This is a genomic window from Pseudomonas sp. MWU15-20650 (assembly GCF_023242475.1).
Taxonomy (GTDB): Bacteria; Pseudomonadota; Gammaproteobacteria; order Pseudomonadales; family Pseudomonadaceae; genus Aquipseudomonas.
This window is the reverse complement of record NZ_JALJFG010000019.1, coordinates 76,293-101,336: the sequence shown is the minus strand read 5'-3', so window position 1 is coordinate 101,336 and position 25,044 is coordinate 76,293. Positions and strand designations below refer to the sequence as shown.

Annotated in this window: 23 protein-coding genes and 1 pseudogene; 9 read left to right on the top strand and 15 right to left on the bottom strand. The window is 60.2% G+C overall.

Annotated features, from left to right (window positions below; all coding sequences use genetic code 11):
• Positions 1-111: 111 nt before the first annotated feature.
• The 3 genes from M5B43_RS16130 to M5B43_RS16120 form a co-directional block, all read right to left on the bottom strand.
• The gene (locus M5B43_RS16130; protein WP_248751027.1) at positions 112-1,125 is read right to left on the bottom strand and encodes a hypothetical protein; all 1,014 of its coding nucleotides are present in this window, start codon (positions 1,123-1,125) and stop codon (positions 112-114) included.
• Positions 1,126-1,230: 105 nt separating this feature from the next.
• Positions 1,231-1,533, bottom strand: a complete 303-nt coding sequence (locus M5B43_RS16125; RefSeq protein ID WP_248751026.1) for a PsiF family protein — start codon at positions 1,531-1,533, stop codon at positions 1,231-1,233.
• 73 nt (positions 1,534-1,606) lie between these two features.
• On the bottom strand, positions 1,607-2,395 hold the full coding sequence (locus M5B43_RS16120; RefSeq protein ID WP_248751025.1) for a helix-turn-helix transcriptional regulator: 789 nt from the start codon (positions 2,393-2,395) through the stop codon (positions 1,607-1,609).
• A 97-nt stretch (positions 2,396-2,492) separates the two neighbouring features.
• Here M5B43_RS16120 and M5B43_RS16115 point away from each other — a divergent pair.
• Positions 2,493-3,376: pseudogene (locus M5B43_RS16115) on the top strand (DMT family transporter).
• On the opposite strand, the gene M5B43_RS16110 reads toward M5B43_RS16115, so the two are convergent.
• A complete protein-coding gene (locus M5B43_RS16110) occupies positions 3,373-4,263 on the bottom strand; it encodes a triacylglycerol lipase (protein ID WP_248751024.1) in 891 nt (296 codons plus the stop codon). The pseudogene M5B43_RS16115 and the gene M5B43_RS16110 overlap by 4 nt on opposite strands.
• A gap of 176 nt (positions 4,264-4,439) precedes the next feature.
• On the opposite strand from M5B43_RS16110, the gene M5B43_RS16105 reads away from it, so the two are divergent.
• The gene (locus M5B43_RS16105; protein ID WP_248751023.1) at positions 4,440-4,970 is read left to right on the top strand and encodes a ferritin-like domain-containing protein; all 531 of its coding nucleotides are present in this window, start codon (positions 4,440-4,442) and stop codon (positions 4,968-4,970) included.
• Positions 4,971-5,728: 758 nt separating this feature from the next.
• On the opposite strand, the gene M5B43_RS16100 is transcribed toward M5B43_RS16105, so the two are convergent.
• Positions 5,729-7,795 (bottom strand): AsmA family protein, encoded by a 2,067-nt coding sequence (locus M5B43_RS16100; RefSeq protein WP_248751022.1) that lies wholly within the window; start codon positions 7,793-7,795, stop codon positions 5,729-5,731.
• A 346-nt stretch (positions 7,796-8,141) separates the two neighbouring features.
• Between M5B43_RS16100 and M5B43_RS16095 the strand changes: the two genes are divergently transcribed.
• Both M5B43_RS16095 and M5B43_RS16090 read left to right on the top strand, forming a co-directional pair.
• Positions 8,142-8,510 carry a hypothetical protein gene (locus tag M5B43_RS16095; protein ID WP_248751021.1) on the top strand — a complete coding sequence of 123 codons (369 nt, stop codon included), beginning with the start codon at positions 8,142-8,144 and terminating at the stop codon, positions 8,508-8,510.
• Positions 8,511-8,660: 150 nt separating this feature from the next.
• Positions 8,661-9,293: a TetR family transcriptional regulator gene (locus M5B43_RS16090; RefSeq protein ID WP_065900186.1), complete on the top strand. Its 633-nt coding sequence runs from the start codon at positions 8,661-8,663 to the stop codon at positions 9,291-9,293.
• 5 nt (positions 9,294-9,298) lie between these two features.
• Here the strand turns inward: M5B43_RS16090 and M5B43_RS16085 are convergent, their stop codons facing one another.
• Positions 9,299-9,805 carry a C40 family peptidase gene (locus tag M5B43_RS16085; RefSeq protein ID WP_248751020.1) on the bottom strand — a complete coding sequence of 169 codons (507 nt, stop codon included), beginning with the start codon at positions 9,803-9,805 and terminating at the stop codon, positions 9,299-9,301.
• A 351-nt stretch (positions 9,806-10,156) separates the two neighbouring features.
• Between M5B43_RS16085 and ureE the strand changes: the two genes are divergently transcribed.
• The 5 genes from ureE to M5B43_RS16060 all read left to right on the top strand — a co-directional run bounded on the left by ureE (position 10,157) and on the right by M5B43_RS16060 (position 13,856).
• Positions 10,157-10,657: an urease accessory protein UreE gene (ureE, locus tag M5B43_RS16080; protein ID WP_248751019.1), complete on the top strand. Its 501-nt coding sequence runs from the start codon at positions 10,157-10,159 to the stop codon at positions 10,655-10,657.
• Positions 10,654-11,328, top strand: a complete 675-nt coding sequence (locus tag M5B43_RS16075) for an urease accessory UreF family protein (RefSeq protein ID WP_248751018.1) — start codon at positions 10,654-10,656, stop codon at positions 11,326-11,328. The genes ureE and M5B43_RS16075 overlap by 4 nt, the downstream gene beginning before the upstream one ends.
• 25 nt (positions 11,329-11,353) lie before the next feature.
• Positions 11,354-11,968 carry an urease accessory protein UreG gene (gene ureG / locus M5B43_RS16070; protein ID WP_083355517.1) on the top strand — a complete coding sequence of 205 codons (615 nt, stop codon included), beginning with the start codon at positions 11,354-11,356 and terminating at the stop codon, positions 11,966-11,968.
• A 21-nt stretch (positions 11,969-11,989) separates the two neighbouring features.
• Positions 11,990-12,562, top strand: coding sequence for a HupE/UreJ family protein (locus M5B43_RS16065; protein WP_248751017.1), 573 nt, complete (start codon positions 11,990-11,992; stop codon positions 12,560-12,562).
• Positions 12,563-12,734: 172 nt separating this feature from the next.
• On the top strand, positions 12,735-13,856 hold the full coding sequence (locus tag M5B43_RS16060; RefSeq protein WP_248751016.1) for an AGE family epimerase/isomerase: 1,122 nt from the start codon (positions 12,735-12,737) through the stop codon (positions 13,854-13,856).
• Between the two features lie 119 nt (positions 13,857-13,975).
• Here the strand turns inward: M5B43_RS16060 and M5B43_RS16055 are convergent, their stop codons facing one another.
• The 9 genes from M5B43_RS16055 to M5B43_RS16015 form a co-directional block, all read right to left on the bottom strand.
• Positions 13,976-14,881 (bottom strand): cation diffusion facilitator family transporter, encoded by a 906-nt coding sequence (locus tag M5B43_RS16055; protein ID WP_248751015.1) that lies wholly within the window; start codon positions 14,879-14,881, stop codon positions 13,976-13,978.
• A 204-nt stretch (positions 14,882-15,085) separates the two neighbouring features.
• Positions 15,086-15,850, bottom strand: a complete 765-nt coding sequence (locus tag M5B43_RS16050; protein WP_248751014.1) for an SDR family oxidoreductase — start codon at positions 15,848-15,850, stop codon at positions 15,086-15,088.
• A 716-nt stretch (positions 15,851-16,566) separates the two neighbouring features.
• On the bottom strand, positions 16,567-17,283 hold the full coding sequence (locus M5B43_RS16045; RefSeq protein WP_248751013.1) for an ABC transporter ATP-binding protein: 717 nt from the start codon (positions 17,281-17,283) through the stop codon (positions 16,567-16,569).
• Entirely contained in the window at positions 17,280-18,155 is an 876-nt protein-coding gene (locus M5B43_RS16040) for an ATP-binding cassette domain-containing protein (protein ID WP_248751012.1), read from the bottom strand. Before M5B43_RS16040 ends, M5B43_RS16045 begins: the two co-directional genes overlap by 4 nt.
• Positions 18,152-19,429 carry a high-affinity branched-chain amino acid ABC transporter permease LivM gene (livM, locus tag M5B43_RS16035; RefSeq protein WP_248751011.1) on the bottom strand — a complete coding sequence of 426 codons (1,278 nt, stop codon included), beginning with the start codon at positions 19,427-19,429 and terminating at the stop codon, positions 18,152-18,154. The genes M5B43_RS16040 and livM overlap by 4 nt, the downstream gene beginning before the upstream one ends.
• Before the next feature lie 2 nt (positions 19,430-19,431).
• On the bottom strand, positions 19,432-20,346 hold the full coding sequence (locus M5B43_RS16030; protein ID WP_003236186.1) for a branched-chain amino acid ABC transporter permease: 915 nt from the start codon (positions 20,344-20,346) through the stop codon (positions 19,432-19,434).
• A gap of 199 nt (positions 20,347-20,545) precedes the next feature.
• Positions 20,546-21,682: a branched-chain amino acid ABC transporter substrate-binding protein gene (locus tag M5B43_RS16025; protein WP_248751010.1), complete on the bottom strand. Its 1,137-nt coding sequence runs from the start codon at positions 21,680-21,682 to the stop codon at positions 20,546-20,548.
• Between the two features lie 386 nt (positions 21,683-22,068).
• On the bottom strand, positions 22,069-23,352 hold the full coding sequence (locus M5B43_RS16020) for an FAD-binding oxidoreductase (RefSeq protein WP_248751009.1): 1,284 nt from the start codon (positions 23,350-23,352) through the stop codon (positions 22,069-22,071).
• A 117-nt stretch (positions 23,353-23,469) separates the two neighbouring features.
• Complete coding sequence (locus tag M5B43_RS16015; RefSeq protein WP_248751008.1) at positions 23,470-24,960, bottom strand: aldehyde dehydrogenase family protein; 1,491 nt, start codon at positions 24,958-24,960, stop codon at positions 23,470-23,472.
• Between the last annotated feature and the right edge of the window lie 84 nt (positions 24,961-25,044).

The following is a 25,044-nucleotide window of genomic DNA, read 5'->3' as shown; positions in this document are numbered from 1 at the left end:
GGTTACCGGTTGCTCGTTCTAGCGCTTAACTGACTGGTATTGGGGCTTGCCCCCTCCCATATTTTTTGGCCTGGGTACACCCCCATCAGGTTTAGCGGCCTGCCAGGCCAGTCAAACCATCCCCGCCAGCTTCAACTCACTTTTCAAATACGCATAGTAAATCGGGCCCGCCACCACGCCCGGCAAGCCGAATGCGGCTTCAAACACCAGCATCGCCAGCAGCAACTCCCACGACTTGGCGCTGATCTGCCCACCCACGATCCGCGCGTTGAGAAAGTACTCGACCTTGTGGATCACGATCAAATACCCCAGCGCCGCCACCGCCACCCAGATCGACAGCGACAGCGCGACGATGGTGATCAGGGTGTTGGAGATCAGGTTGCCGATGACCGGCAGCAGGCCCACCAGGAAGGTCAGCACGATCAGGGTCTTGGTCAGTGGCAGGTGGATACCGCACAGCGGCAGCACCACGGCCAGGAATACAGCGGTAAACGCGGTGTTGAGCGCTGCGATCTTGATCTGGGCGAAGACGATGTTGCGAAAGGCCTGGACCAGCAGGTGCAGGCGGTCGAACAGCGCAGCGGCCAGGGGTTTGCGTTTGGTCAGGTCGGGCACGCGTTGCAGGGCAATGATTGCCCCCAGCACCATGCCGATCAGCAAGGTGACGAACATATGGGCAGCGTCTTTGCCCACCAGTTGCAACTCGCTCAGGTGTTTGCTCATCCAGTCGCCGATGGCCACGCGAAATTCGGCGGCGCTGGCAGGCAGGTAGGCATCGAGGAACGGCGGCAGTTGGCCGCGCGCGCGGTCGACCACACCCATGAATTTGTCGAGGGAAGCCCCAGGGTTTTCCGCTTCGTGAAGCAGGAAACTGATGGCGCCGGCGAAGATCAAGGCCAGCACGCTGACGATCAAGGTGCCGAGCAGGGCCACCGCGAGCCAACGCGCACGCCGGCCGGCGATCAGCCGCTGCAACTGCGGGGTGAGCATATTGACCAGCTCGTAAACCAGCAGGCCGGCCAGCAGGCTGGGCAGCAGCTTGAGCGGCAGGACCAGCAATAACCCACCGAAAATGATGACGCAACTGACCAGCAACAACACGTGACGCTGAGAAAACGTTGGCATACAGCCTCAAAACGAACGGCGTTAAAGGATGTTGCTGTAGGAACAAGCGTGCTTGCTCCTACAGCAGGGCTGCGTGCGAGTGTCGCAGCCTTCTATGGCCCTGGGCTATTTTTTCTTCAGGCAGGTGCTCATGAATGTCTTGCGCGCATCGCCCGCCAAGGCTTGGGTTTTGGCCGATGCATTGCAGTCTTTCATCTTTTGCTGCTGTGGCGTCAAAGTCTTGGCCGCCGGGGCAGGAGCTGCCTTGAGGCAGGTACTCATGAAGGCTTTACGCTCATCGCCTTTGAGGGCCTTGGTGGTGGCGTCGGCATTGCAGGTGGTCATTTTGTTTTGCTGGGTGGTGTCGGCAAAGCTTTGAGAACACAACAGCAGGCCGACCATCAACAACGGGATACGCAGCATCTTCATGGAGTTTTCTCCTTGTTACCGCACCGAAGGGGCACGGCTTACCCCCGCAGTGTAGTCAAAACCTGTTACATCTTCAGCGCCCGCGAATATTCGTCCGACGATACTGCTCCGGCGTGCAGCCGGCGTGACGTTGGAACATGGCGATAAACGCCGAGGCGGTGCTGTAGCCTAAATCGAAGGCGACATGCTGCACACTGCGCTCGCTGTCCAGGGCTTCGATGGCCGCGAGGTAGCGCAGGCGCTGGCGCCATTCGCCAAAGCTCATGCCCAGCTCCCGCACAAACTGTCGGGCCAGGGTGCGCTCGCTGACATGCACTTGCTCGGCCCATTGCGCCAAAGGGCGGTTGTCAGCCGGTTCGGCCTGCATACCTTCCAGTACACCCAACAGCCCAGGGTGGCGAGCGTAGGGCAGGAAGCAATCGTGAATCGGCGCCTGTTTGAGTTGGTCCACCAGTACTTGGGCCAGGCGCACATCGGCGTCGCTCTGCGGGATATTGACGTCACGCTGGGCAAAGTCCTTGAGGATGGCCTTGAGGATGTCACTGATCGCCAGGGTGCAAGGCTGCTGCGGCAGTTGCTCACACAGCTTCGGAGCCAGGCCCACTGAGTGGTAGACAATCGCCTCGGCATTGTAGGAACTGTGCTCGGTACGCGGCGGTACCCATACCGCGTACTGGGGCGGCGACATGAATCGGTTGCCGGCCACTTCCATGCGCATCACGCCACTGGCCGAATAATCCAGCGAACCCCATGAATGCTGGTGCGGGGTGCACTCAGTGTCCGGGGCAAAGTCGGAATAGCGGAAGTACACCGGGCTCGGCAGCCGGGCGAAATCGGGCAGGCGGACGGTATGTCTGGACATGTTGTCTGGATTCAAAGGTCGGTTGTCTGGATTGCAGTATAGGCTTCGATCCAGACAGTGGATAATCCCGGCCCATCAACACACTTGGTTTCTTTCGATGCAATACGCGTATCCCCTGCTGGCCATTTTTATCTGGGCCGGCAACACCGTGGTCAACAAACTCGCCGTGGGCTCGATTTTCCCCGCTGAAATCGGCTTTTACCGCTGGTTGCTGGCCGCGCTGCTGTTTACCCCGTTCATGCTCAAGCCGGTGCTTGCCAATTGGGCGATCATCCGCCCGAACCTGGGCAAGATCGTCATCCTCGGCGTGCTGGGCATGGCGGTGTATCAAAGCCTGGCCTACTACGCGGCCTCACTGACCAGCGCCACCAACATGGGCATCATCCTGTCGCTGATGCCATTGATGGCGCTGACCGCCGCCATCATCAGCCTTGGCCAGCGCCTGACCTTTGGCGCACTGACCGGCGCGGTGCTGTCGTTTGCCGGCGTGGTGGTCGTGGTGTCGTCCGGCAGCCTGGGCGCGCTGCTGCAACACGGCATCAACCTGGGCGACGCCATGATGCTGGTCGCCACCTTGGCCTATGCGATTTACAGCACCCTGCTGAAAAAATGGCAGCTGCGCCTGCCGCCGTTGGTGTTGCTGTATTTGCAGGTGCTGGTGGCTGTCGTGGTGCTGTTTCCGCTGTTCCTGTTCTCGACGAAGGCCGGGTTGGGTTGGGTTGGGCGAATATTCCGTTGGTGCTGTATGCGTGCCTGTTGGCTTCGATGCTTGCGCCACTGGCGTGGATGCATTCGGTGAAGACCCTGGGGCCAAGCCGGACCACGCTGTTTTTCAACCTGCTGCCGCTGATTACTGCGTTGATTGCAGCGGTGGTGTTGAAGGAAGAGCTGGCGCTGTATCACCTGGTGGGTGGTTTGCTGACACTGGCTGGGGTGATTTTGTCGGAGCGTTGGACCACACCGGTACGAGGCCAGTCTTAAACCCCGGCCTCCTTCAAGCGCCGCGCATGCTCGACAAACAAGCGGATAGGCTCGGCGCCCTTGCCTACCAGGCCCATGGACTGGTTGACGATATCGAAGTGGTCCAGGGCGTAGTCATCGCCAATCACCGTCCCCAGGTGGGAGCTGTAGCGTCCGACCATGCCGTCGCATTGGCCCTTCTCCCGCACAAAACTGCGGGCGAACAACCGGCAACAGCGATTCGTGCCGTCCAGCAGGTTGCGCCCACGATCGGTCTTGCCCCGCTGCAACGTGCCAGACCATGAGTAATAGCGCACACCATTGACCACTTCGTCGCCCTGCCCACCCCAGTCCTGCGGCAAGCCCTGGGGATATTGACGGTTGAACCGGGCCACGCCCTCGCAGGTCAAGGAGTGATGCGAGGCGTGAAGGTCAGGCTTGAAGCGTGGCCCCCGATAGCCGGTTTCCAGCAGGCCCATCACCCAGGCGACCAGATGAAACAGCGCGCTCATTACCCGGCCTTTCAGGCTGTCGGCCGGATAATGGGTGTGGATATGGTCCGCCAGTTCCGAACCATGATTGGGCCCGGCCACCGAGGTGACGGAAGCCACCCACTCGGGACGCCTGGCCGCGGCATAACGCGCAGTCAGCGAGCCCTGGCTATGGCCGATCAGGTTGACCTTGCCCGCTCCGGTGTCGCGCAGGATCTGTTCGATCTGCACCAGCAACTGCTCACCGCGGGCTTCGCTGGAATCGAGCGGCGCCACCTGAATGGGAAACACCCGCGCGCCACCTGCACGCAGTGCGGGGATGATGCCGTACCAATAAGGAAACCAGCCCAGGCGAACGAAACCCAGCATGCCGGGCACCAACACCAGGGGGTAACGCGTGGCTAACGACTGCGACATGGGGCGAACGCCCTTGATCAAGACAGGATGAAGGCAGACTAGCCCAATCCAGCGACGGACAGATGACACCTGCTGGCAAATCCAATAAAACTTTTTGCTCCGCCCAAGACTCACAACTTGGAACGATCACGCCGGCAGAGCGTGGCGTAAAACCGGATTAGCCCCAGGAGGTTGAGATGACTGAAGCACATTTGACTGACGTTGCGACCCTGCGCAGCCGCGCCCGCCAGAACGTCGAAAACGGTGCCGTGACCGAAGGCTACGATGCCGACCGCAAGGAAATCATCCGCCTGCTCAACGCGTCGCTGGCCACTGAGTTGGTTTGCGTGTTGCGCTACAAGCGTCATTACTTCATGGCCAACGGCCTGAAAGCCAGCGTCGCCGCCGATGAGTTCCTGGAACACGCCACCCAGGAAGCCGAACATGCCGACAAACTGGCCGAACGCATCGTGCAACTGGGCGGCGAGCCAGAGTTCAACCCTGACCTGCTATCGAAGAACTCCCACGCGCAATACGTGGCGGGCAACTCGCTGAAAGAAATGGTCTATGAAGACTTGGTGGCAGAGCGGATCGCGGTGGACAGCTACCGCGAGATCATCCAATACATCGGCGATAAAGACCCGACTACACGTCGCATCTTCGAAGACATCCTGGCTCAGGAAGAAGAGCACGCCGATGACATGGCGGACATTCTGCAAGACCTGTAATCAGCCACACAGCCATACCCATGTGGGAAAGGGCTTGCTCCCGATAGCGGTGCTTCAGTAGCAGATGCACTGACTGACACGCTGCAATCGGGAGCAAGCCCCCTCCCACATTTCGTTTTCAGTTCCGCCAGTTACTTCACGGTCTTCGGCGCCTTGCCTTCGTTCAATCTTCGAAGACATCCTGGCGGCGGACATTCTGCAAGACCTGTAATCAGCCACACAGCCATACCCATGTGGGAGGGGGCTTGCTCCCGATAACGGTGCTTCAGTAGCAGATGCACTGACTGACACGCTGTAATCGGGAGCAAGCCCCCTCCCACATTTCGTTTCCAGTTCCGCCAGTTACTTCACGGTCTTCGGCGCCTTGCCGTTGTTCAATCTTCGAAGACATCCTGGCGGCGGACATTCTGCAAGACCTGTAATCAGCCACACAGCCATACCCATGTGGGAGGGGGCTTGCTCCCGATAGCGGTGCTTCAGTAGCAGATGCACTGACTCACACTGCAATCGGGAGCAAGCCCCCTCCCACATTTCGTTTCCAGTTCCGCCAGTTACTTCACGGTTTTCGGCGCCTTGCTGTTGTTCAATCTTCGAAGACATCCTGGCGGCGGACATTCTGCAAGACCTGTAATCAGCCACACAGCCATACCCATGTGGGAGGGGGCTTGCTCCCGATAGCGGTGCTTCAGTAGCAGATGTAGTGACTGACACGCTGCAATCGGGAGCAAGCTCCCACATCTCGTTTTCAGTTCCGCCAGTTACTTCACGGTCTTCGGCGCCTTGCCTTCCTTCATTTGTTGCAGCAGGGGCGCGCATTGGTTGGGCGCATCACCGCTCGGCGCCACTAAGGCCAGCAGGCCGGCAGCCGGCCCGGCGATTACACCCAGCGCCACCATCCCGGCGCCGCGCAGCATCAACGGCACGGCCTTCACCCCGGCATTAGGCTTGATAAACGGCCCGTTGACGTAGAGCGGTGAACGCAAGGAGAACAGCCGGAAGCCCTTCGATTCCGGCGTGATGGTGAGATCCAATTGCTCCGTGGCCATGTTTGCCGTGCCATCGATGTAGATGATGGCGTTCTCGGTATCGAACACAAACAACCGCGTGGTCGCCAAGCCCGTCTTGATCCCGAAGTCTGCGGCCGCGCAGTTGATCTTCACTTCCTTGTCGCCGAACAGACGCCCTACCACGTAGTTACCGACGTTGAGCCCGGCGATTTCCATCAGGCCACGGCTGATGGCGCCGTCGTTGATCAGCATCTTCAGGTCGCCGCTGGAGGTGCCCAACAGCGCTGCCACGGAATTGCCGCGCCCGGTGATATCGGCGTCGCCGTTGAGTTCGCCAAAGCTGGTTTTCATCGGTTCAAAGGCCGGGAACAACTGCTTGAGCTTGAAGTTGCGCGCCGTCAGCTTCGCGCGGCCTTCCATCGGTGTGGTGCGGCCGTTCAAGCGGATCTGCGCATCCAGCTTGCCGCCGGCCACGCCGAAACGCAGGGGTTCGAGGCTTAGCTGGCCATCGTTGAGTACCAGGTGCGTGTAGAGGTCGGTGAAGGGTAATTCGGCACTGTGCACGATGCGCTTGCCGGTGAACTCCACGTCGGCGTCCATATCGCGCCAGCGTTCAGTGCGAAACTCTTCAACCGGCAGCACTTTGGTCGCCGGTTGCTTGCTTTCGCCGCCACGGGCTTTTTGCTTGGCGTTGGAGTCAGCACCAATCAACGGGGCAAGGTCAGTCATCAGCAGTTGGTTGGACAGCAGCGCGCCGCTGAGCTTGGGCCGTGGCTGGCTGGCGACGTAAGCCAGGTTGCCGTGGATGTCGCTGTTGCCGATCTTGCCGTTGAAGTTCTCGTAGCTGAAGGACGCCCCCCCGGCCTCATGCAGTTTGGCGATCAGGTGACCATCGGTGGAATAGGCCGGCGAGTCGGGCAGCGTCACGCCGGTCAGCGGGTAGAGATTGCCCAGGCTGGTGCCGGAGAGTTTCAGGCGCAGGTCCAGGGCGCCGAGGTTCAGCGGGTCGGTCAAGGTGCCGGCCAAGGCGATGCTGGTATCAGCGATTTTCACCTGGGCTTGCAACGGGAACGGCTTGGCCGCGTCCTGCAAAGCCAGCAGGCCGCCGATCTTGCCGGTGCCGTCGAGCGTCTGGCCGTGGTATTGGCCTTTGACCTTGAGGCCGAACGCATAGTCCTGAGGGGCCGAGCCTTTTTCCAGGGCCTTCTTGGCATCAGCGTCGCCGACGATTTCACCAAACGGGATGGGTTTGCCCAGCGGGTCGATGATCACGTCGAGTTGAGTCTTGAGGGTTTGATCATCCAGGGTGACGTGGCCCTTGTCGAAGCCGATGGCGCCGATGTCTACCACCCAGCTGGAAGGTTCGGCGCTGGGGTCCTTGGGGTCGAACTTGAAGGTCCAGTTGGCACGGCCGTCGGCCAGGCGCTGCAGCTCGGCACTCGGCTCGGTGAGGTCGATACGCGGGATCACCACGCGCTGCACCAGCAACGCGAGGGGCGAAATACGCAGCTCGACTTTCTTGAGCGTCACCATCTGCGGTTGTTTTGACCAATCGGGGTTACCCAGGGTCAGGTCTTCGGCAATCACATGGGGCCACGGCACCCAGGCACGCCAGCCGCCCTCATCGGGTTCGCGCTGCCACACCACCGCGAGGTTGCCGTTTATGGCGAACGGGCGGTGCAGTTCTTCAGAGACCTTGGCATTGAGCGGCGGCTTGATACGGTTCCAGTCAAAAAACACCAGCACCAGGACCACCACGGCAATTAACAGAACGAAGCTGGCGCAGCTCCAAACAACAATTTTACGAGTGCGCGTCATTGCACAGGACTCCTCAACACGACTAGCTGAACTACAGCTCATAAAGCTACGACTGGCAAACCGTGCCGGGGTTTAACCGGATCACTGATTTAGCCGGAAAAAGCCAGTTTCCTGACCGAATAGACAAATTTGTGCATCGAGCACGCACCATTGTTACCCAGGTTCGTGTCGAAAATACCCACCCCGGTGCAAATGCGCGGGCTTGAGAGGCTCGTTCTAGAGCCTTTCACGGGAACAATCAATTCCGTTGATTATTACCATTGTGTTTATGAACTTTTATATCGACTTATCGAGAGTAGCATTAGCCCTGTACCCACTTTATCGCCCTCCCAAGGAGCAACCCATCATGAAACGCCAAGTACTCGCTACCGTCCTGTTATCCGTCCTGGCTTCCAGCGCTTTTGCCCTGCCAGCCGCCGAACAGGCCACCCCACAGAACAAAGCACAAGCCGTTCAATCCAGCCAGACCCTGGCTCGCAGCGGTGCTTCAGACAAAAATAACACCGACTATAATGGCAGCATCACTGAAAACGGTTCGGAACAAGCCAACAAACGTGCCTACACCGAGGGCGTTGCTGAAGGTGGCTATGATCGCCTGCAAGAGAAAGGTCTGGTAGAAGGCGGCGCTGAACAAGCCAACAAACGCGCTTACACCGACGGCGTTGCTGAAGGTGGTGCCGACCGTCTGCAAGAACTGCATCAAGCACAGAGCTAAGCCCGTGGTGGCCAATAAAAAAGCCCGATCTGCCGATCGGGCTTTTGCTTTTATATAGACCGCGTCACGCAACACCCCGCCAAGTTCGACGCCGGCGAAGCGGTTTTGCTAGAGTGCGTCGCTGTACCCGCCGACAAAGCCCATCCGCTCATGCTGCCCCGCGCCGAACAGAAGCAACAAACCCGCCTCGCCTTGATGGACGCAGCCCGCCATCTGATGGAGTGTGGCCGTGGGTTTGGCAGCCTGAGCCTGCGCGAAGTGGCCAAGACGGCCGGGATCGTGCCCACCGGTTTTTATCGCCATTTTGCCGACATGGACCAGCTTGGGCTCGTATTGGTCAGTGAAGTCGGCCAGACCTTCCGCGCCACTATTCGCCTGGTGCGCCATAACGAATTCGTGATGGGCGGAATCATCGATGCGTCTGTGCGGATCTTTCTCGATGTGGTCTCGGCCAATCGCTCGCAGTTCCTGTTCCTGGCCCGCGAACAGTACGGTGGTTGCCTGGCCGTGCGCCAAGCCATCGGCGCCCTGCGCGAAGACATCACCCGTGACTTGGCTGCCGACCTTACGCTGATGCCCAAGCTTCAGCACCTGGATGCCGAGGGTTTGCACGTGATGGCCGACCTGATCGTCAAAAGCGTGTTCGCGACCCTGCCCGACATCATCGACCCACCGGCCCAGGCCCTGCCGGCCCACCTCACGCCCCAGGCGAAAATCACCCAGCAACTGCGCTTTATCTTTATCGGCCTCAAGCATTGGCAAGGGCTGGGCAGCACCGAATAACCCGATCAGCCCGCCGTGTGGAAGCGCTTGGCGGTGGTGTAGTGCTTACTCCAGTAGCGGTTGCTCAGCGAATCGATGCGCACGGCCTTGCCGGTACGCGGTGAATGGATAAATTGACCCTTGCCTATATAGAGGCCGACATGGCTGACCTGTCCGCGCCCATTCCCTTTGAAAAAGACCGCATCGCCTGGCTTGAGCGCGGTGCGCTTGATGGTCACCGCCGTCGAACGGTGCATCGCCGCTGTCGTACGAGGGAGGTGGACGTTGGCTTGGGTCTTGAACAGGTAGACCAGGAAACTGCTGCAATCAAAACCTTGCTCGACCGACACGCCACCCAACTTGTAAGGCGTTCCCAGCAGCTCATGGGCGCGGTCTATCACATCGATAATCGAAGACGCTTGTGCGCCCTGCAGTGAAGAGGCGAATGCCGCCTTGGGTTGGACGGTGGCCAAAACCGGGAAGATAAAACAAGACAGGCCGACAATGACCCAACAGGTAAAGGACTTGAACATGATAAACATCGCTGGTGATTAAACACGGGCGCAAGATCTTAAAGCGCCAATCTGCAATGTCATGAACGCCAAGTCCTTAAGTCACGTAGGACAAATCCCTAAAAAATCAAGCCCGAAAAAGATGAAAGAAATTTCATGCAGAACACCGCTCTCCCCCACGCAGGCCGCCCCTTTCCAGTGCTATAAATTCCATCACGCACCATTTTGAAACACTTTTAAAAGCGCTGACGCCCTACCGAGCAGCATTGCCGTGCCTGCCTACAGGTAATTCCCACGCCACGCCTGGTTGGCAAGCCCCTTGCTCTAGCTCTTCTGGCCGCCCCCTTATCGCTCATAGCTGGAAGCTCTCTGATGCTGGTGATCCACCGTCGAATCGCCCCGCAAGCCCTCTGGGCCGCCGAATTGCTGCTGAATTTCGAAGCCCGCAGCAAAAGCCGCCTGCGCTGTTTCAGTGCCGACGGCGAAGACGTCGGCCTGTTTTTGGAGCGTGGCCAACCACCGCTGTACGATGGCGAATTCCTACAAGCAGAAGACGGACGTGTCGTACGCGTTTGTGCCCGCCCTGAACAGTTGCTGCACGTCACCTGCCGCAACGCGTTTGAACTGACCCGCGCGGCCTACCACCTCGGCAATCGCCATGTCGCCCTGCAGGTCGGCGACGGCTGGCTGCGCCTGCTGGATGACTATGTGCTCAAGGCCATGCTCGAACAGCTAGGTGCTGATACACAGACTATCGAGGCGCCCTTCCAACCGGAGCACGGTGCCTATGGCGGTGGCCATCATCATTCGCGACATGGCGACGAAGACTTCAATTACCCGCCCAAGCTGCATCAGTTCGGCGTGCGCCCATGAACCCAGCCTGGGCGCTGTTGCGTCTGGCCAGTCCGCAATTGCCGATTGGCGGCTATAGCTATTCCCAGGGCCTGGAGATGGCGGTGGAAAATGGCCGCGTGAGGGATGCCGCGAGTGCCCGGCGCTGGATCAGCGACCAGTTGATGCTCAACCTGTCGCGCTTCGAAGCACCACGGCTGCTCGCCCATTGCCGCGCGGCGGCTGACGAAGACTGGCCGGCGTTGGCGCAACGGTGCGATGAACACCGCGCCAGTCGTGAGACCCGCGAGCTGTATCAGGAGAGCCGGCAGATGGGCTACTCCCTGCAACAACTGCTCAACGGCTTGCCGGAGTTGGACGCCGCCGCCCGGGACTTCCTGGCCAGCCACACCGAGCCGCATCTGGCTCTGGGCTGGGCCCTGGCCGCCCGCGCCTGGCACATCAGCCCCGACGACGCCCTCGCCGCCTGGCTGTGGAGTTGGCTGGAAAACCAATTGGCGGTGCTGATGAAAACCCTGCCCCTGGGCCAGCAAGCCGCGCAGCGCCTGACCAGCGAACTGCTGCCGCTGCTGCAACAAGCCCAGCAGGATGCCGATGGCATCGACCCCAAACATATCGGCAGCGCCGCCTTTGGCCTGTCCCTGGCGTGCATGGCTCATGAACGCCAGTACAGCCGCCTGTTCCGTTCCTAGGAGCGCTTAAATTGTGGAGAAGCACATGAACACACAACCTCTGCGCGTCGGTATCGGCGGCCCGGTGGGCTCCGGCAAGACCGCCCTGACCCTGGCCCTGTGCCTCGCCCTGCGCGATCGCTACAACCTGGCGGTGGTCACCAACGACATCTACACCCGTGAGGACGCCGACTTCCTGGTGCGCAACCAGGCCCTGGCGCCCGAGCGCATCATCGGCGTGGAAACTGGCGGCTGCCCGCACACGGCCATTCGCGAAGACGCTTCGATCAACCTGGAAGCGGTGGATCAACTCAACCGCCGTTTTCCCGGCCTGGACCTGATTCTGGTGGAGTCCGGCGGCGACAACCTGTCGGCGACCTTCAGCCCGGAACTGTCGGACCTGACCCTCTACGTGATCGATGTATCCGCCGGCGACAAGCTGCCACGCAAAGGCGGGCCCGGTATTTGCAAATCCGACCTGCTGGTGATCAACAAGATCGACCTGGCTCCGCTGGTCGGCGCCTCCTTGGAGCTGATGAACAGCGACACCCAGCGTATGCGCAATGGCAAACCCTTTGTGTTCAGCAACCAGAAAACCGGCGTCGGCCTGGATGAGATCGTCGCCTTTATCGAACGCCAGGGTCTGTTGACCGCTGCCTGATCCCCCATAAGGAGTCTGTCCATGAGTCTCAAAAAACTCTTCGCCGCCGCCATCCTGCTGCTTGCGCCCGCACTGGCCTTCGCGCATCCCGGCCACGGCGACAATGGCCTGGTGGCCGGTATCAGCCACCCGCTGAGCGGGATCGACCACTTGCTGGCCATGGTTGCGGTCGGCCTGTGGGCGGCGCAACAAAAAGGCGCGGCGCGCTGGGCCCTGCCGTGCACCTTTGTCGGCACCATGCTGATAGGTGGCGTGCTGGGTTTTGAGGGGCTGCAACTGCCGGCGCTGGAGAGTGGGATAGCCGCCTCGGTGCTGGCCCTGGGCCTGGCGGTGGCGCTGGCGGTGCGTCCACCGTTGTTTGTGGCGGTGGGTGCCACGGCGTTGTTTGCGCTGTTTCACGGCGTGGCCCACGGCCTGGAGCTGCCGGACATGTCCAATCCTTGGGCGTATGCCGTCGGGTTTGTCGTTGCGACCGCTGTGTTGCATGCCGCCGGCTATGCCGTAGTGCGTTTTCTGCCGGTTGCCGCAGCGCCATTGGTGCGAGTGGCCGGGGTCGCTTCGGCGGCGACTGGGGTCTGGTTGCTGGCGGGCTGATTGGCGGCGCTGCCGAGGGGTCCATCCGGGGGCAAGCCCCCTCCCACATTTGACTGTGTTCACAGATCAAAATGTGGGAGTGAGCTTGCCCGCGATAGCGGTGGCACAGACACCGCCGTTCCCAAGCCTGCTACCATGCGCGCCTACACCCCTGCCGTGACGACGCCAGCCGATGCCCATCGCTCCAAGTTCTGCCCCCCAACCTTCGTTGAATGCCGTGCTCACGCACTTCCATGACCTGATCGTGCCGCTATGGCAGGGCCCAGGCTGGAACGCCGACTTGGCACTGCCCTACGAGGCGCTGGACGCCGATCACCAGCCACTGCCCCCACAACGTTACCGCGCCATGGCCTGCGCCCGGCAGCTGTACCTGTTTGCCAGCCTGATCGGAGCACCCGGTGCGGCCTTCGCCGAAGAACGTGCGGCGGCGCTGTTCCGTTCCTTGCAACGGCATTTCCATGATGCCGAGCACGGTGGCTGGTTCTACAGCATCGACGCGGCCGGCAAGCCGCTGGACAAGCGCAAAGACCTCTACACCCACGCCTTCATCATCTTTGCCTGTGCCCATTACTGGGCCAAGGTGCGTGAGCCTCTGGTGGAGTCGGTGCTCGATGCGGCCCTGGCAGTGGTCGCCGAACGTTTCGCCACCGGCGACGGCCTGTACGAAGCGGTCTTGGAACGCAACTGGTCTTCCCTCAAGTCCGGCCCGCTGCAAAACCCGCTGATGCACCTCGCCGAAGGTTTCCTCGCCACGCTGGCGGTGCGTGACGACGCCATCACTCAGGATGCGCTGCTGGACTTGGCCACCGCGATGCAAAAACGCTTCATCGACCGTCAGCACGGGGTGATGATGGAAAAACCACTGGGTGCTGTGGATAACTGGTTTGAGCCGGGGCACCAGTTCGAATGGTTCTTTTTGCTGGAGTCATCGGAAATACTGCGCGGCACCCCGCTGCATGCGTCGCTGACGCGGGCGTTTGCCTATGCCGAACAAAAGGGTGTGGATAAGTTAAGCGGTGCGGTCAGCGGCATGCTCGCGCTGGATGGCACGGTGCGCGACGGCACCCAACGGATCTGGGCGCAGGCGGAGTACCTGCGGGCGCTGACCTTGCGGCCAGGTAGCGAAGCAGTGCTGCAGCGTCAGTTGCAGGCGCTGCAACAGCGCTTTTTGCATGCCAAGGGTTGGCATGAATGCCTGGATGCCGAGGGTAAGGTGAGCCGGCGGGATATGCCTTCGACTACGCCTTATCATTTAGCGACTTGCTATCAGGGTTTGGTCCAGCATCTGGGCTGACCTGCTGGGCCTCTTCGCGAGCAAGCCCGCTCCCACATTCGACCGCATTCCAAAGGTAAGACGCGGTTAAATGTGGGAGCGGGCTTGCTCGCGAAGGCTTCACCTCGGTCTAACTGACCTCACGCAATCCACTTGCGATCGCCGGTAAAGCTGATCGTCAGCCAGCGCGCCGCATCCGGCGTGCCAAGCCCTGTGGATATCTCTTCGCGCAGGGCGTCGAGGGTCGCAACCTTATCCACCGGGTAATCCGCCGGCAACACCACATGAATCTCGATAAACCGCGCCCGACCGTGCTTTTGCACATAGGAGATGTAGTCGTCGAAACCATGCTTGGCCTGGGCCGCGTCCATCACTTCGCGCACTTTGTCGTCCAAATGATCCGGGGCAATCCCCAGCACGTCGCGCAACGCCGGGCGCAGAATCTTGAACGCCGGTGCGAGCATGCTCAGGGCCAACAGGATCAGGATCAACGGGTCGACATACACCGCCCACTCGCCATAGCCCTGGGACTTGAGCAGCAACGCGGCAAGAAAACTGATCAGCAAGCCCACCGACAGCATGGCGTCCACCAGCCAGCTGATGTTGTCGAACTGGATCAGCGATGACTTCAGTTGGCGATTGCGGTAGCGCACATAGAAGAAGTAGGCGAACTCCACGACGGTAAACACCGCCGCATAAATGATCACCAGGCCCAGCTCAATCTCGCGCCCGCCGTTGATAATGCCGAACACACCGTTGAGGAACGCGTAGATAGCGATCAGCAGCAGGAAGCTGCCTTCGATCAACAACACCATCGGCTCCAGGTGCCAGTAGCCAAACTGGAAGCGTTCGTTGCTTTTCTTGGCGATCAGCTTGGCCGTGATCAGCATCAACACCTTGATGGCGGTGGCGATCAGCGAGAAAAAGCCGTCGAATAAAATCGATTGGGCGCCAGATATCACACCCGTGACAATCCCGGCGATCGCGACAGCGAACATCAGGATGGTCGATTGTTTGAGCAGTGCCTGCTCACCTCGGTTACTCACATTTCCTCCCGTCAAAACCTTTGAACCGCAGAGTGCGGAGGGGTTTTCAGGCGTGGAGTGTACCTTATGTCCTGTTTTGGCCGATTTGCCGCCATCGGGAGCCAGCCCCCTTCACATCTGATCGGGTTCACACATCAAAACCTGTGAACGCAATCAAATAGGGGAGAGGGCTTGCCCTCGATGGCGGCGACGCGGTCTAAAGCCTTACTTGGCCCCACGCTCAATCGCAAACCCAGCCCAGGTCTGGCTTACGGGCATCAGCTCCAGACGGTTGATGTTGACGTGCGCCGGAGTGTTCAGCACCCAGAAGATGGTGTCGGCGATGTCCTGCGGCTGGATCGGCTCGGCCCCCGCATAGGTGGCGTCGTAGCGCGCCTGGTCACCGCCGAAGCGCACCAGCGAGAACTCGCTCTCGCACAGGCCCGGTTCGATGTTGGTCACCCGTACGCCGGTGCCTTGCAGGTCGCACCGCAGGTTCAGCGAAAACTGCTTCACGAACGCCTTGGAACCGCCATACACATGGCTGCCCGGGTACGGGTAGTTACCGGCGATGGAGCCCAGGTTGATGATCCCGGCGCCACGGCCGTAGGCGATCAGGCGCGGCAACAGCAGGTTAGTGGTGGTCAGCAAGCCTTTGATATTGGTGTCGACCATGGTTTCCCAGTCGTCGAGGTTGCACTTGGGCGCAGGGTCAGTCCCCACGGCCAGGCCGGCGTTGTTGATCAGCCCGCGCAGCTTGGCGAATGACGGCGGCAGGTTGGCGATGGCGTCCTCCATGCCCTTGCGGTCCCGCACATCGACCACCAGGCCATGCACTTGGGTCTGCTTGGAAAGTTCTTCGACCAGGGCGTTCAAGCGGTCGGCGCGACGGCCAGTGAGCACCAGTTTCCAGCCGGCCTCGGCAAAACGACGGGCGCAGGCTTCGCCGAAACCGGAGGTTGCGCCAGTAATAAACAGCGTGTCGGACATGGTGTTCTCCTTGCGGGCATCGGGAAAAAAACAGCCAGCAGAATGCCCTTACGCCGCGATGGCGGCAACCGCTATGCGCACAACCCCGCCTATGAGTGGTCATTTTTTAACCATGACGAGCAAAGCCTTATGAACCGTGGCTTGCAGCTATATGCGCGCAGGTTATCCACAGCTGCGCCCACAGTCTTTGGGGGCAAGTGCAAAATGCCTCAGGCCGCTATACACAAGGGCTACAGGCGGTTTTATAAAGTTTTTTGCTTGACCCCAGCTGGAGCGTATGTAGGCCCTTCGACGAGCGGAAAACCAGAACGATGGCTACAAGCCAATCATTCCGGCCTCTGCGGGACTCTTTCCAGAGTTTAGTCACAGACTTATCCACAGGCTGGCGAGACATATTTCAGTCATATACCTGTGTCTTTAAACAGGTTGACAAAGTGCTCGGTCGGCCACTGAAAACCTGCTGATCAAAAAACAACCACCCCGCTGAAAGCCACGTAGTTATTGACGTTCAGCCAGCTACTCCCACGTTACCCACAGCCGGTTCCACAGCGGTTGGGGACAAGTCAAAACTGTGACAAAACAGGGATTTGCGGCGGCTATATGTCGCGCCTTGGAGGCAGGCTGGATTTGTTTTCCACAATTTCGAAAGCGACCCAAAAACAAATGTGGGAGGAGGCTTGCCCCCTCCCACAGAGGTCATGCGTCAAAATTTGAGATCAGTGACCGCCGAGGTAGGCGTTGCGCACGTCCTCGTTGACCAGTAGCTCCTTGCCGGTGCCTGTGAGGCGAATCTCACCGTTGACCATCACATACGCCCGGTCCGACAGGCGCAGTGCATGGTTGGCGTTCTGCTCCACCAGGAAGATGGTCATCCCGGTGGCCGCCAATTCGCGCAATGTGGCGAAGATCTGCTTCACCACGATCGGCGCCAGGCCCAGGCTCGGCTCGTCCAGTAGTAACAGCTTGGGCCGGCTCATCAGTGCACGGGCGATGGCGAGCATTTGCTGCTCACCACCGGACATGGTCATGGCCCGCTGGGTACGCCGCTCCTTGAGCCGTGGAAACAGCTCGAACATGCGCTGCATGTCTTCGGCGGCATGCTTGTCGCCAATCGGTATGGTGCCCATCAGCAGGTTCTCCTCGACAGTCATGTCGGGGAATACCCGCCGCCCTTCCGGCGACTGCGCAATGCCATTGGACGCGATGTAGTGGGACGACTTGTGGGTAATGTCGACGCCGTTGTAGAGGATCTGCCCCGACTCGGCCCGTGGCTGGCCGAAGATCGACATCAACAGGGTGGACTTGCCCGCGCCGTTGGAGCCGATCAGGCTGACGGTTTCGCCTTCGTTGATGTGCAGCGAGACTTTTTTCAGGGCCTGGATCGGGCCGTAAAACACGTCCAGGTCCTTCATTTCGAGGATAGGTGCACTCATACCAACTCCTCTTCGTCTGCGCCCAGGTAGGCGGCAATCACTTTCGGGTCGTTACGGATCGCGTCCGGGCCGCCTTCGGCGATCACGTTGCCGTGGTCCAGCACCACAATGTGGTCGGAAATACTCATCACCATGCCCATGTCGTGTTCGATCAGCACCACCGTGAGGTCGTGTTCGTCGCGCAGCAGGCGAATCATCGCGCTGAGGGCTTCGGTTTCCTGAGGGTTGAGGCCCGCGGCCGGTTCGTCCAGGCAGATGATCTGCGGCCGGGTGCACATGGCGCGGGCGATTTCCAGGCGGCGCTGTTGGCCATAGGAAAGCTCGCCCGCCAGGCGGTTGGCGCAGTCCACCAGGTCGACCACTTCCAGCCAGTAAAAGGCGTGGTCGAGGGCGTCGCTTTCGGCCTTGCGGTAGCCCTTGGTGTTGAGAATACCCGCGAGCATGTTGCGGTTGACCCACATGTGCTGGGCCACCAGCAAGTTTTCCAGCACCGACATTTCCTTGAACAAGCGAATGTTCTGGAACGTGCGCGCCAAACCTGCGCGGTTTACCAGGTGGGTGCCACCGAACATCTTGTAGTACAGGCGGCTGAAAAAGCTCTTGGGCGACACGAAGTCCACTGCTTTGAAGCGCTCGCCGAGCAATTGGATCACGTTGGTCTGCTTGCCACGCACGTTGAGTTCGATCTTGCCGCCACTGGCTTTATAGAAGCCGGTGAGGCAGTTGAACACCGTGGTCTTGCCGGCACCGTTCGGGCCGATCAGGGCGAAGATCGAGTTGCGTTCGACCTTGAGGCTCACGTCGCTCAGGGCCTTGATGCCACCGAAGTGCATCATCAGGTGTTCCACGGACAGAACGACTTCCTTGCTCATGGCGCCACTCCTTTACGTGGCGTCACACCGGTACGGCTGATGCGGATCAAGCCGCGTGGTCGCCAGATCATCATCACCACCATCAATACGCCAAACAGCAACACACGGTATTCGGAGAAGCTACGCAGCAGTTCCGGCGCGACGGTCAAGACGAACGCCGCGATCACCACGCCCACCGTCGAGCCCATGCCGCCCAACACCACGATGGCCAGGATCAGCGCCGACTCGAAGAAGGTAAACGACGACGGGTTGACGAAGCCTTGGTAGCTGGCAAAGAACACCCCGGCCAAACCGGCCGTGGAGGCGCCAATGGTGAACGCCGAAAGCTTGACCAGCACGTGGTTCAGGCCCATGGAACGGCAGGCGATTTCATCTTCACGCAAGGCTTCCCAGGCGCGACCGACCGGCATGCGCGTAAGCCGATGCTTGATGTACAGCACCGCCAGCACCACCAGGAACAGCACGATGTAGATGAACATGAACTTGATATTGGGGTTGTAATCGATGCCGAAGAACTCGTGGAACGGAATCCCGCCATCCTTCGCTTTACGCCCGAACTCCAGGCCGAGGAACGTTGGGGAAGGCACCGGCATACCGTTCGGACCGCCGGTGAACGACAGCCAGTTGTTCAGCACCAGCCGAATGATTTCACCGAAGCCCAGGGTCACGATGGCCAGGTAGTCGCCGTGCATTCGCAACACCGGGAAGCCGAGTATGCACCCCGCCAACGCCGCACAGATCGCCGCCAGCGGGAGCACCGTCCAGAACCCCAGGCCGAGGTATTGATAACCCAGCGCCAGGCCGTAGGCACCGATGGCGTAGAACGCTACGTAACCGAGGTCGAGCAGACCGGCCAGGCCCACCACGATATTCAGGCCCAGGCCGAGCAACACGTAGATCAACCCGAGGATGACCACCGTCAGCAGGTACTTGTTGGCAAAGATCGGGAACACGATCGCGATCACAATCAGCGCCGGGATGATCCAGCGCAGCCGCGACTTGTAGCCCGGTGGCAGCACATGCACGCCGGAGCCGCTGCTCTCGAACCCTTGCAGAATCTTCAGGCCCTTGGGGGTTTGCAGGAACAGGCTCAAGGCAAAACGCCCGGCCATCACAATGGCGACCAGAATGGCCACCCGCGCAGGTTCCAGGTTGAAGCTGTAGCCGTCGAGGACCACACCGACGATCGGGCCGAACACGATCAGCGAGATCAGCCCGGCGAGGACCGTATCGACCACACTTTTCTTGATATCGATAGATTTGGCAGCAGACATGTTTACACCTTCGCCACAAGCGGACGACCAAGCAGGCCCTGAGGACGGAAAATCAGAATCACCACCAGCAGGGAGAAACTGAACACGTCTTTGTAGTCAGAGTTGATCAACCCCGAGAACAGCGACTCGGAGATACCGAGGATGATCCCGCCCAACATCGCCCCAGGCAGGGAGCCGATGCCGCCGAGTACCGCCGCGGTAAATGCCTTGATGCCGATGATGAAACCGGCATAGAAGTCGAAGGTGCCGTAGTTGAGGGTGATGAGCACACCGGCCAGGGCGGCCATCGCCGCACCGATGACAAACACGTAGGAGATCACGCGGTCGGTGTTGATGCCCAGGATCGAGGCCATCTTGCGGTCTTGCTGGGTGGCACGGCACATGCGGCCGAGCTTGGTGTACTTGATGATGTAGGTGAGCAAGGCCATGCCGGCGAAGGCGGCGACCAGGATGAAGACCTTGGTGTAGGTGAGTTGGACGAACCCGCTGCCGATGTCGACGCGCCAGGCGCCTGCCAGCAGGGTGGGAATGCCTTGTTGCTTGGCGCCCTGGGCGATCTGCGCGTAGTTCTGCAGGATCAGGGAGATGCCGATGGCGCTGATCAGCGGTGCCAGTCGGGTGGAGTTGCGCAACGGTTTGTAGGCGACACGCTCAATGACCCAACCGTACACGCCGGTGACGACCACGGTGAAGATCAAGGTGCCGAGAATGAGCAGCGGGAAGGATTCGATGCCGAAGTAAGCCAGCAGTGCCAGACTGATCGCCGCGAGGTAAGCGGAAATCATATAAACCTCGCCGTGGGCGAAGTTGATCATGCCGATGATGCCATAGACCATTGTGTAGCCGATGGCGATCAGGCCATAGACCGACCCGAGGGTCAGGCCATTGACCAGTTGCTGCAGGAAAATACCATCCATAACGCAATCTCACGCGGTGAGAACCTGCACACCTGTGGGTGTGCGGTCCTTCTGGAGGAAAAAACAGATCTTGTTCGCAGCCCGCTCCCTGTGGGAGGGGGCTTGCTCCCGATTGCGGAGTGTCAGCTGTACATCTGGTGGCTGACACACCGTCATCGGGAGCAAGCCCCCTCCCACATTGGAACTGTGGTGCTTGTACTTACTTCTGCTTTTCCAGCTGGTGGTATTTGCCGTCCTTGTCCCACTGGTAAACCACATAGTCAGAGACTTTCAGGTCACCCTTGGAGTCCCAGGCTTTTTCACCCATCACGGTTTTAACAGGGTGAGCCTTGAGCCACTTGGCGGCGTCTTCGCCCTTGTTGGATTTGGCGCCGTTGAAGCCGGCGGCCAGGGCCTGGATCGAGGCGTAGGCATACAGGGTGTAGCCTTCTGGCTCGGTACCATTTTTGCGGAACTCTTCAACGACGGCCTTGCTCTCTGGCAGCAGGCGCGGGTCGGCACCGAAGGTCATGTACACGCCGTCCACGTATTGGGCGCCACCGGCAGTCGCTACCAATTCGTCGGTCACGACACCGTCATCGGACATGAACTTGACGTCTTTCAAGCCCGCTTCACGGATCTGGCGGACCAGTGGGCCGGCTTCCGGATGCAGGCCGCCGAAGTAAACGACGTCGGCGCCCAGGGAGCGGATCTTGGTGACCAGCGCGCTGAAGTCTTTCTCGCCACGGGTCAGGCCCTCTTCCAGCACCGGCTTGACGCCGCGCTTGGTCAACTGGGCAGCGGTAGCGTCAGCCAAGCCCTTGCCGTAAGTGTCCTTGTCGTTGATCACAGCGACCTTCTTGCCCTTGAGCACGTCGACGATGTAGTCGCCGGCAACGATGCCTTGCTGGTCGTCACGGCCACACATACGGAACATCGCGCCCAGGCCACGTTCGGTCACTTGTGGGTTGGTGGAGCCCGGGGTGATCGCGATGATGCCGGCCTCGTCATACACCTCGGAAGCCGGGATGGTGTTCGAGGAGCAGAAATGCCCGACCACACCGATCACTTTGTCCTGGTCCGCCAGGCGGTTGGCCACGGCCACGGCTTGCTTGGGTTCGCAGGCATCGTCGCCCTTCACCAGCACAATCTTCTCGCCGTTGATACCACCGGCCTTGTTGACGACATCGGCTGCCGCCTGGGCACCCTTCATGTACTGCTCACCGAAAGCGGCGTTGGCGCCCGTCATCGGGCCCGCCACGCCAATCTTCACATCAGCTTGAACAAACGTAGAAACACCCAGCGCCGCTGCAACGGCGAGGGCCAGAAAACCTTTCTTGTAAAACGTCTGGGACATGAGTGGTGCTCCGAGGTTTTTGTTTATTGGCACTACGAAATAACTGCAAACCTTCATCTGAAACTTTCAGGGAAAGGCCAGAGCAAGCCGCGTGCCATTACTTTTTTATTCTTCAAAAAGACACGGTGTCATTGTTATTGCAGGCGTTTCGACTCCTTTTGCCAGGACGTGCAACCGTCTAGCCTCGTGAGGTGCAACCACTGGAGCCAAAAAGTACAACCCTGACGGGTCGCACCTGCAACCAGATGGATAAACGACGCTTCCTACACCTGTAACAACGTGCGTAACGGAACTGCACATTTACAGTGCGTGATTGCTACGACTTGCACCAATACAGATGAGTAGCCTGCTAAGAAAATGCAGGCTTCTGAGCGGTATTTCGTTGATCAGATCACGATCCGCAAGCATTGCCCGGCGTGATACAGCGAGAACCCGGCCTCATACAGGCAACTGCGCAGGCCCACCCCGGCCAACGGTTGCATGGGCGCAAAGGGAATCGGTAGAGCCTGGGGATTCTGGTGACACAGGTAGTCGGCAAACGCCTTGCCCACCACGCTGCCCGTGGTAACCCCACGCCCGTTATAACCGGTGACGGCCAGCAGGCCCGGGGCCGGCTCGAACAGGCGCATCAGATGGTCTGGCGTGAACGCGATGCAACCGGTCCAGGTGCATTCCCATTGCACCGATTTGAGGTATGGGAAGTAATGCTGCTGCACCCGATCGGCCCACGCCTTGAGGAACCAGGCCGGTTTCTGGTGACCGTTGCCCAGGCTACCGAGCAACAAGCGGCCGTCTGCGTCGCGGCGGATACTGCTCAGCACTTGCCGCGTGTCCCATGAGCCCTGCCCGCCGGGAAGGATCTGCCGGGCGGCCTCATCCGTCAGCGGCGCCGACGCGACCTGATAGTAATAACCGGGGAAGAAGTTACGGCGAAGCTCGGTCCATTCACCTTCGGTGTAGGCATTGGAGGCGATCACCACCTGGGCCGCCTGCACCGAGCCCTGTGCGGTCTGCACCGACCAACTGGCGCCTTGGCGCTCGAGCTGGGTGACCGGGGAATGGTCGAACAACTGCCCGCCCAACCCTGCGGCGGCATTTGCCAAGCCCGTGGTGTAGGCCATGGGATTCAAGGTGCCGGCGCGCCGATCCAGCAACGCGGCGGCAATTTTCTGGGTACCCGTGGCTTGCTCGCATGCTTGCCCGGTCAGTAACTCAACCGGCGCGCCACGGCGCTTCCATTGTTCTTCGCGACTGCGCAAATCTGCCTCGCCCCGGGCGTTGTGCGCCATGTGCAAGGTGCCTTCGCGACGCAATTGGCAATCGATGTTGTATTTGTCGATCAGGCTGAACACCAGCGACGGTGCCGCGCCCAACATGCGGTTGAGCTGGCTGCCGACGGCTTTGCCGAAACCGGCTTCAATTTCGTCCGGAGCAATCCACATACCGGCGTTGACCAACCCGACATTGCGCCCTGAGCCACCGTGACCGGTGCGATGGGCCTCCAGCACGGCAACGCTTTTCCCCTGTTCCAGCAAGTGGATGGCAGCCGACAAACCGGTGATGCCGGCGCCGATCACACACACATCCACCTTCACCTCGCCCTTGAGCGCAGCGCGATCCGGCCGGCCTGGGGTGAGTTGCTCCCACAAACATGTTTCACGTAGTGCCATTGCCAGACTCCGATGAGACCTAACAAACAACTCAATTCAGTTTCAACTTGGTAATCCGATCAAATGTGGGAGCGGGCTTGCTCGCTCCCACATTTTCAACCGCGTTTCGACAGTGGTTCAGTCGAAAGTGATGCCTTGTGCCAACGGCAGTTCCAGCGAATAGTTCACGGTATTGGTCTGGCGACGCATATACCCGCGCCACGCATCCGAGCCCGACTCACGGCCGCCGCCGGTCTCTTTTTCGCCGCCAAACGCGCCACCAATCTCCGCACCACTGGGGCCGATGTTGACGTTGGCGATGCCGCAGTCGCTGCCCACCGCCGACATGAACTGCTCGGCTTCACGCACGTCGGTGGTGAAGATGCACGACGACAGGCCCTGTGGCACGGCGTTGTTCAGGCGCAAGGCTTCGGCAAAGTCGGTGTAGCCCACCACATACAGGATCGGCGCAAAGGTTTCGGTGCACACCACGTCGCTTTGCTCGGGCATTTCCACAATCGCCGGCGACACGTAGTAGGCGTTGGGGAATTTGTCTTCCAGCTGGCGCTTGCCGCCGAATACCTTGCCGCCTTCGCTCAAGGCTTGCTCAAGGGCGTCCTGCATGTTGTCGAAGCCATGCTTGTCGATCAGCGGACCGATCAGGTTGCCTTCCAGCGGGTGGCCGATGCGCACCTTGGAATAGGCGGCCTTGAGACGGGTGACGATTTCGTCCTTGACCGACGCGTGGGCGATCAGGCGGCGCAAGGTGGTGCAACGCTGGCCGGCGGTGCCGACGGCGCTGAACAGGATGGCGCGAACGGCCATGTCCAGGTCGGCGCTTGGGCCGAGGATCATTGCGTTGTTGCCGCCCAGCTCAAGGATGCTGCGGGCGAAACGCGCAGCGACTTTCGGCGCTACTTCGCGGCCCATGCGGGTGCTGCCGGTGGCGCTGATCAGCGCGACGCGCGGGTCGTCCACCAGTGCCGCGCCGGCATCGCGACCGCCGATGATCACTTGGCTCAGGTACTGGGGGGCGTCGTTGAATTTTTTCAGTACGCGCTCGAACAGCGCCTGGCAGGCCAGGGCGGTGAGCGGAGTCTTTTCCGACGGCTTCCAGATCACGGCGTTACCGCACACCAGCGCCAGGGTGGTGTTCCAGGCCCACACAGCCACCGGGAAGTTGAACGCACTGATCACCCCAACCACGCCCAGCGGGTGCCAGGTTTCACGCATATGGTGACCCGGGCGCTCGGAGGCGATGGTCAAGCCGTACAGCTGGCGCGACAGGCCGACGGCGAAGTCGCAGATGTCGATCATTTCCTGCACTTCACCCAGCCCTTCCTGGGTGATCTTGCCGGCTTCCCAGGACACCAGTTCGCCCAGGTCGGCCTTGTATTCGCGCAGCACATCGCCAAACTGGCGCACCAGCTCGCCGCGACGAGGCGCCGGCACCTTGCGCCACGCCTCGAATGCATGCTCGGCGCGACTGACCTGTTGCTCCACCTCGGCGGCGCCCTCCCAGTGCACGCTGCCGATACGGCTGCCATCAATCGGCGAATGCACAGGCTGTTTACCCGACTGGTACAACGCCGGGTTTACCCCGAGACGGTCAAGCAATGCGGCAACCATGGGTCACTCCTTCAATCCACAAACAGAAAAATTCGCGCCGCGTCCCGCACGACGATCCAGACCTTATTTGTAGCTGGCCCAACA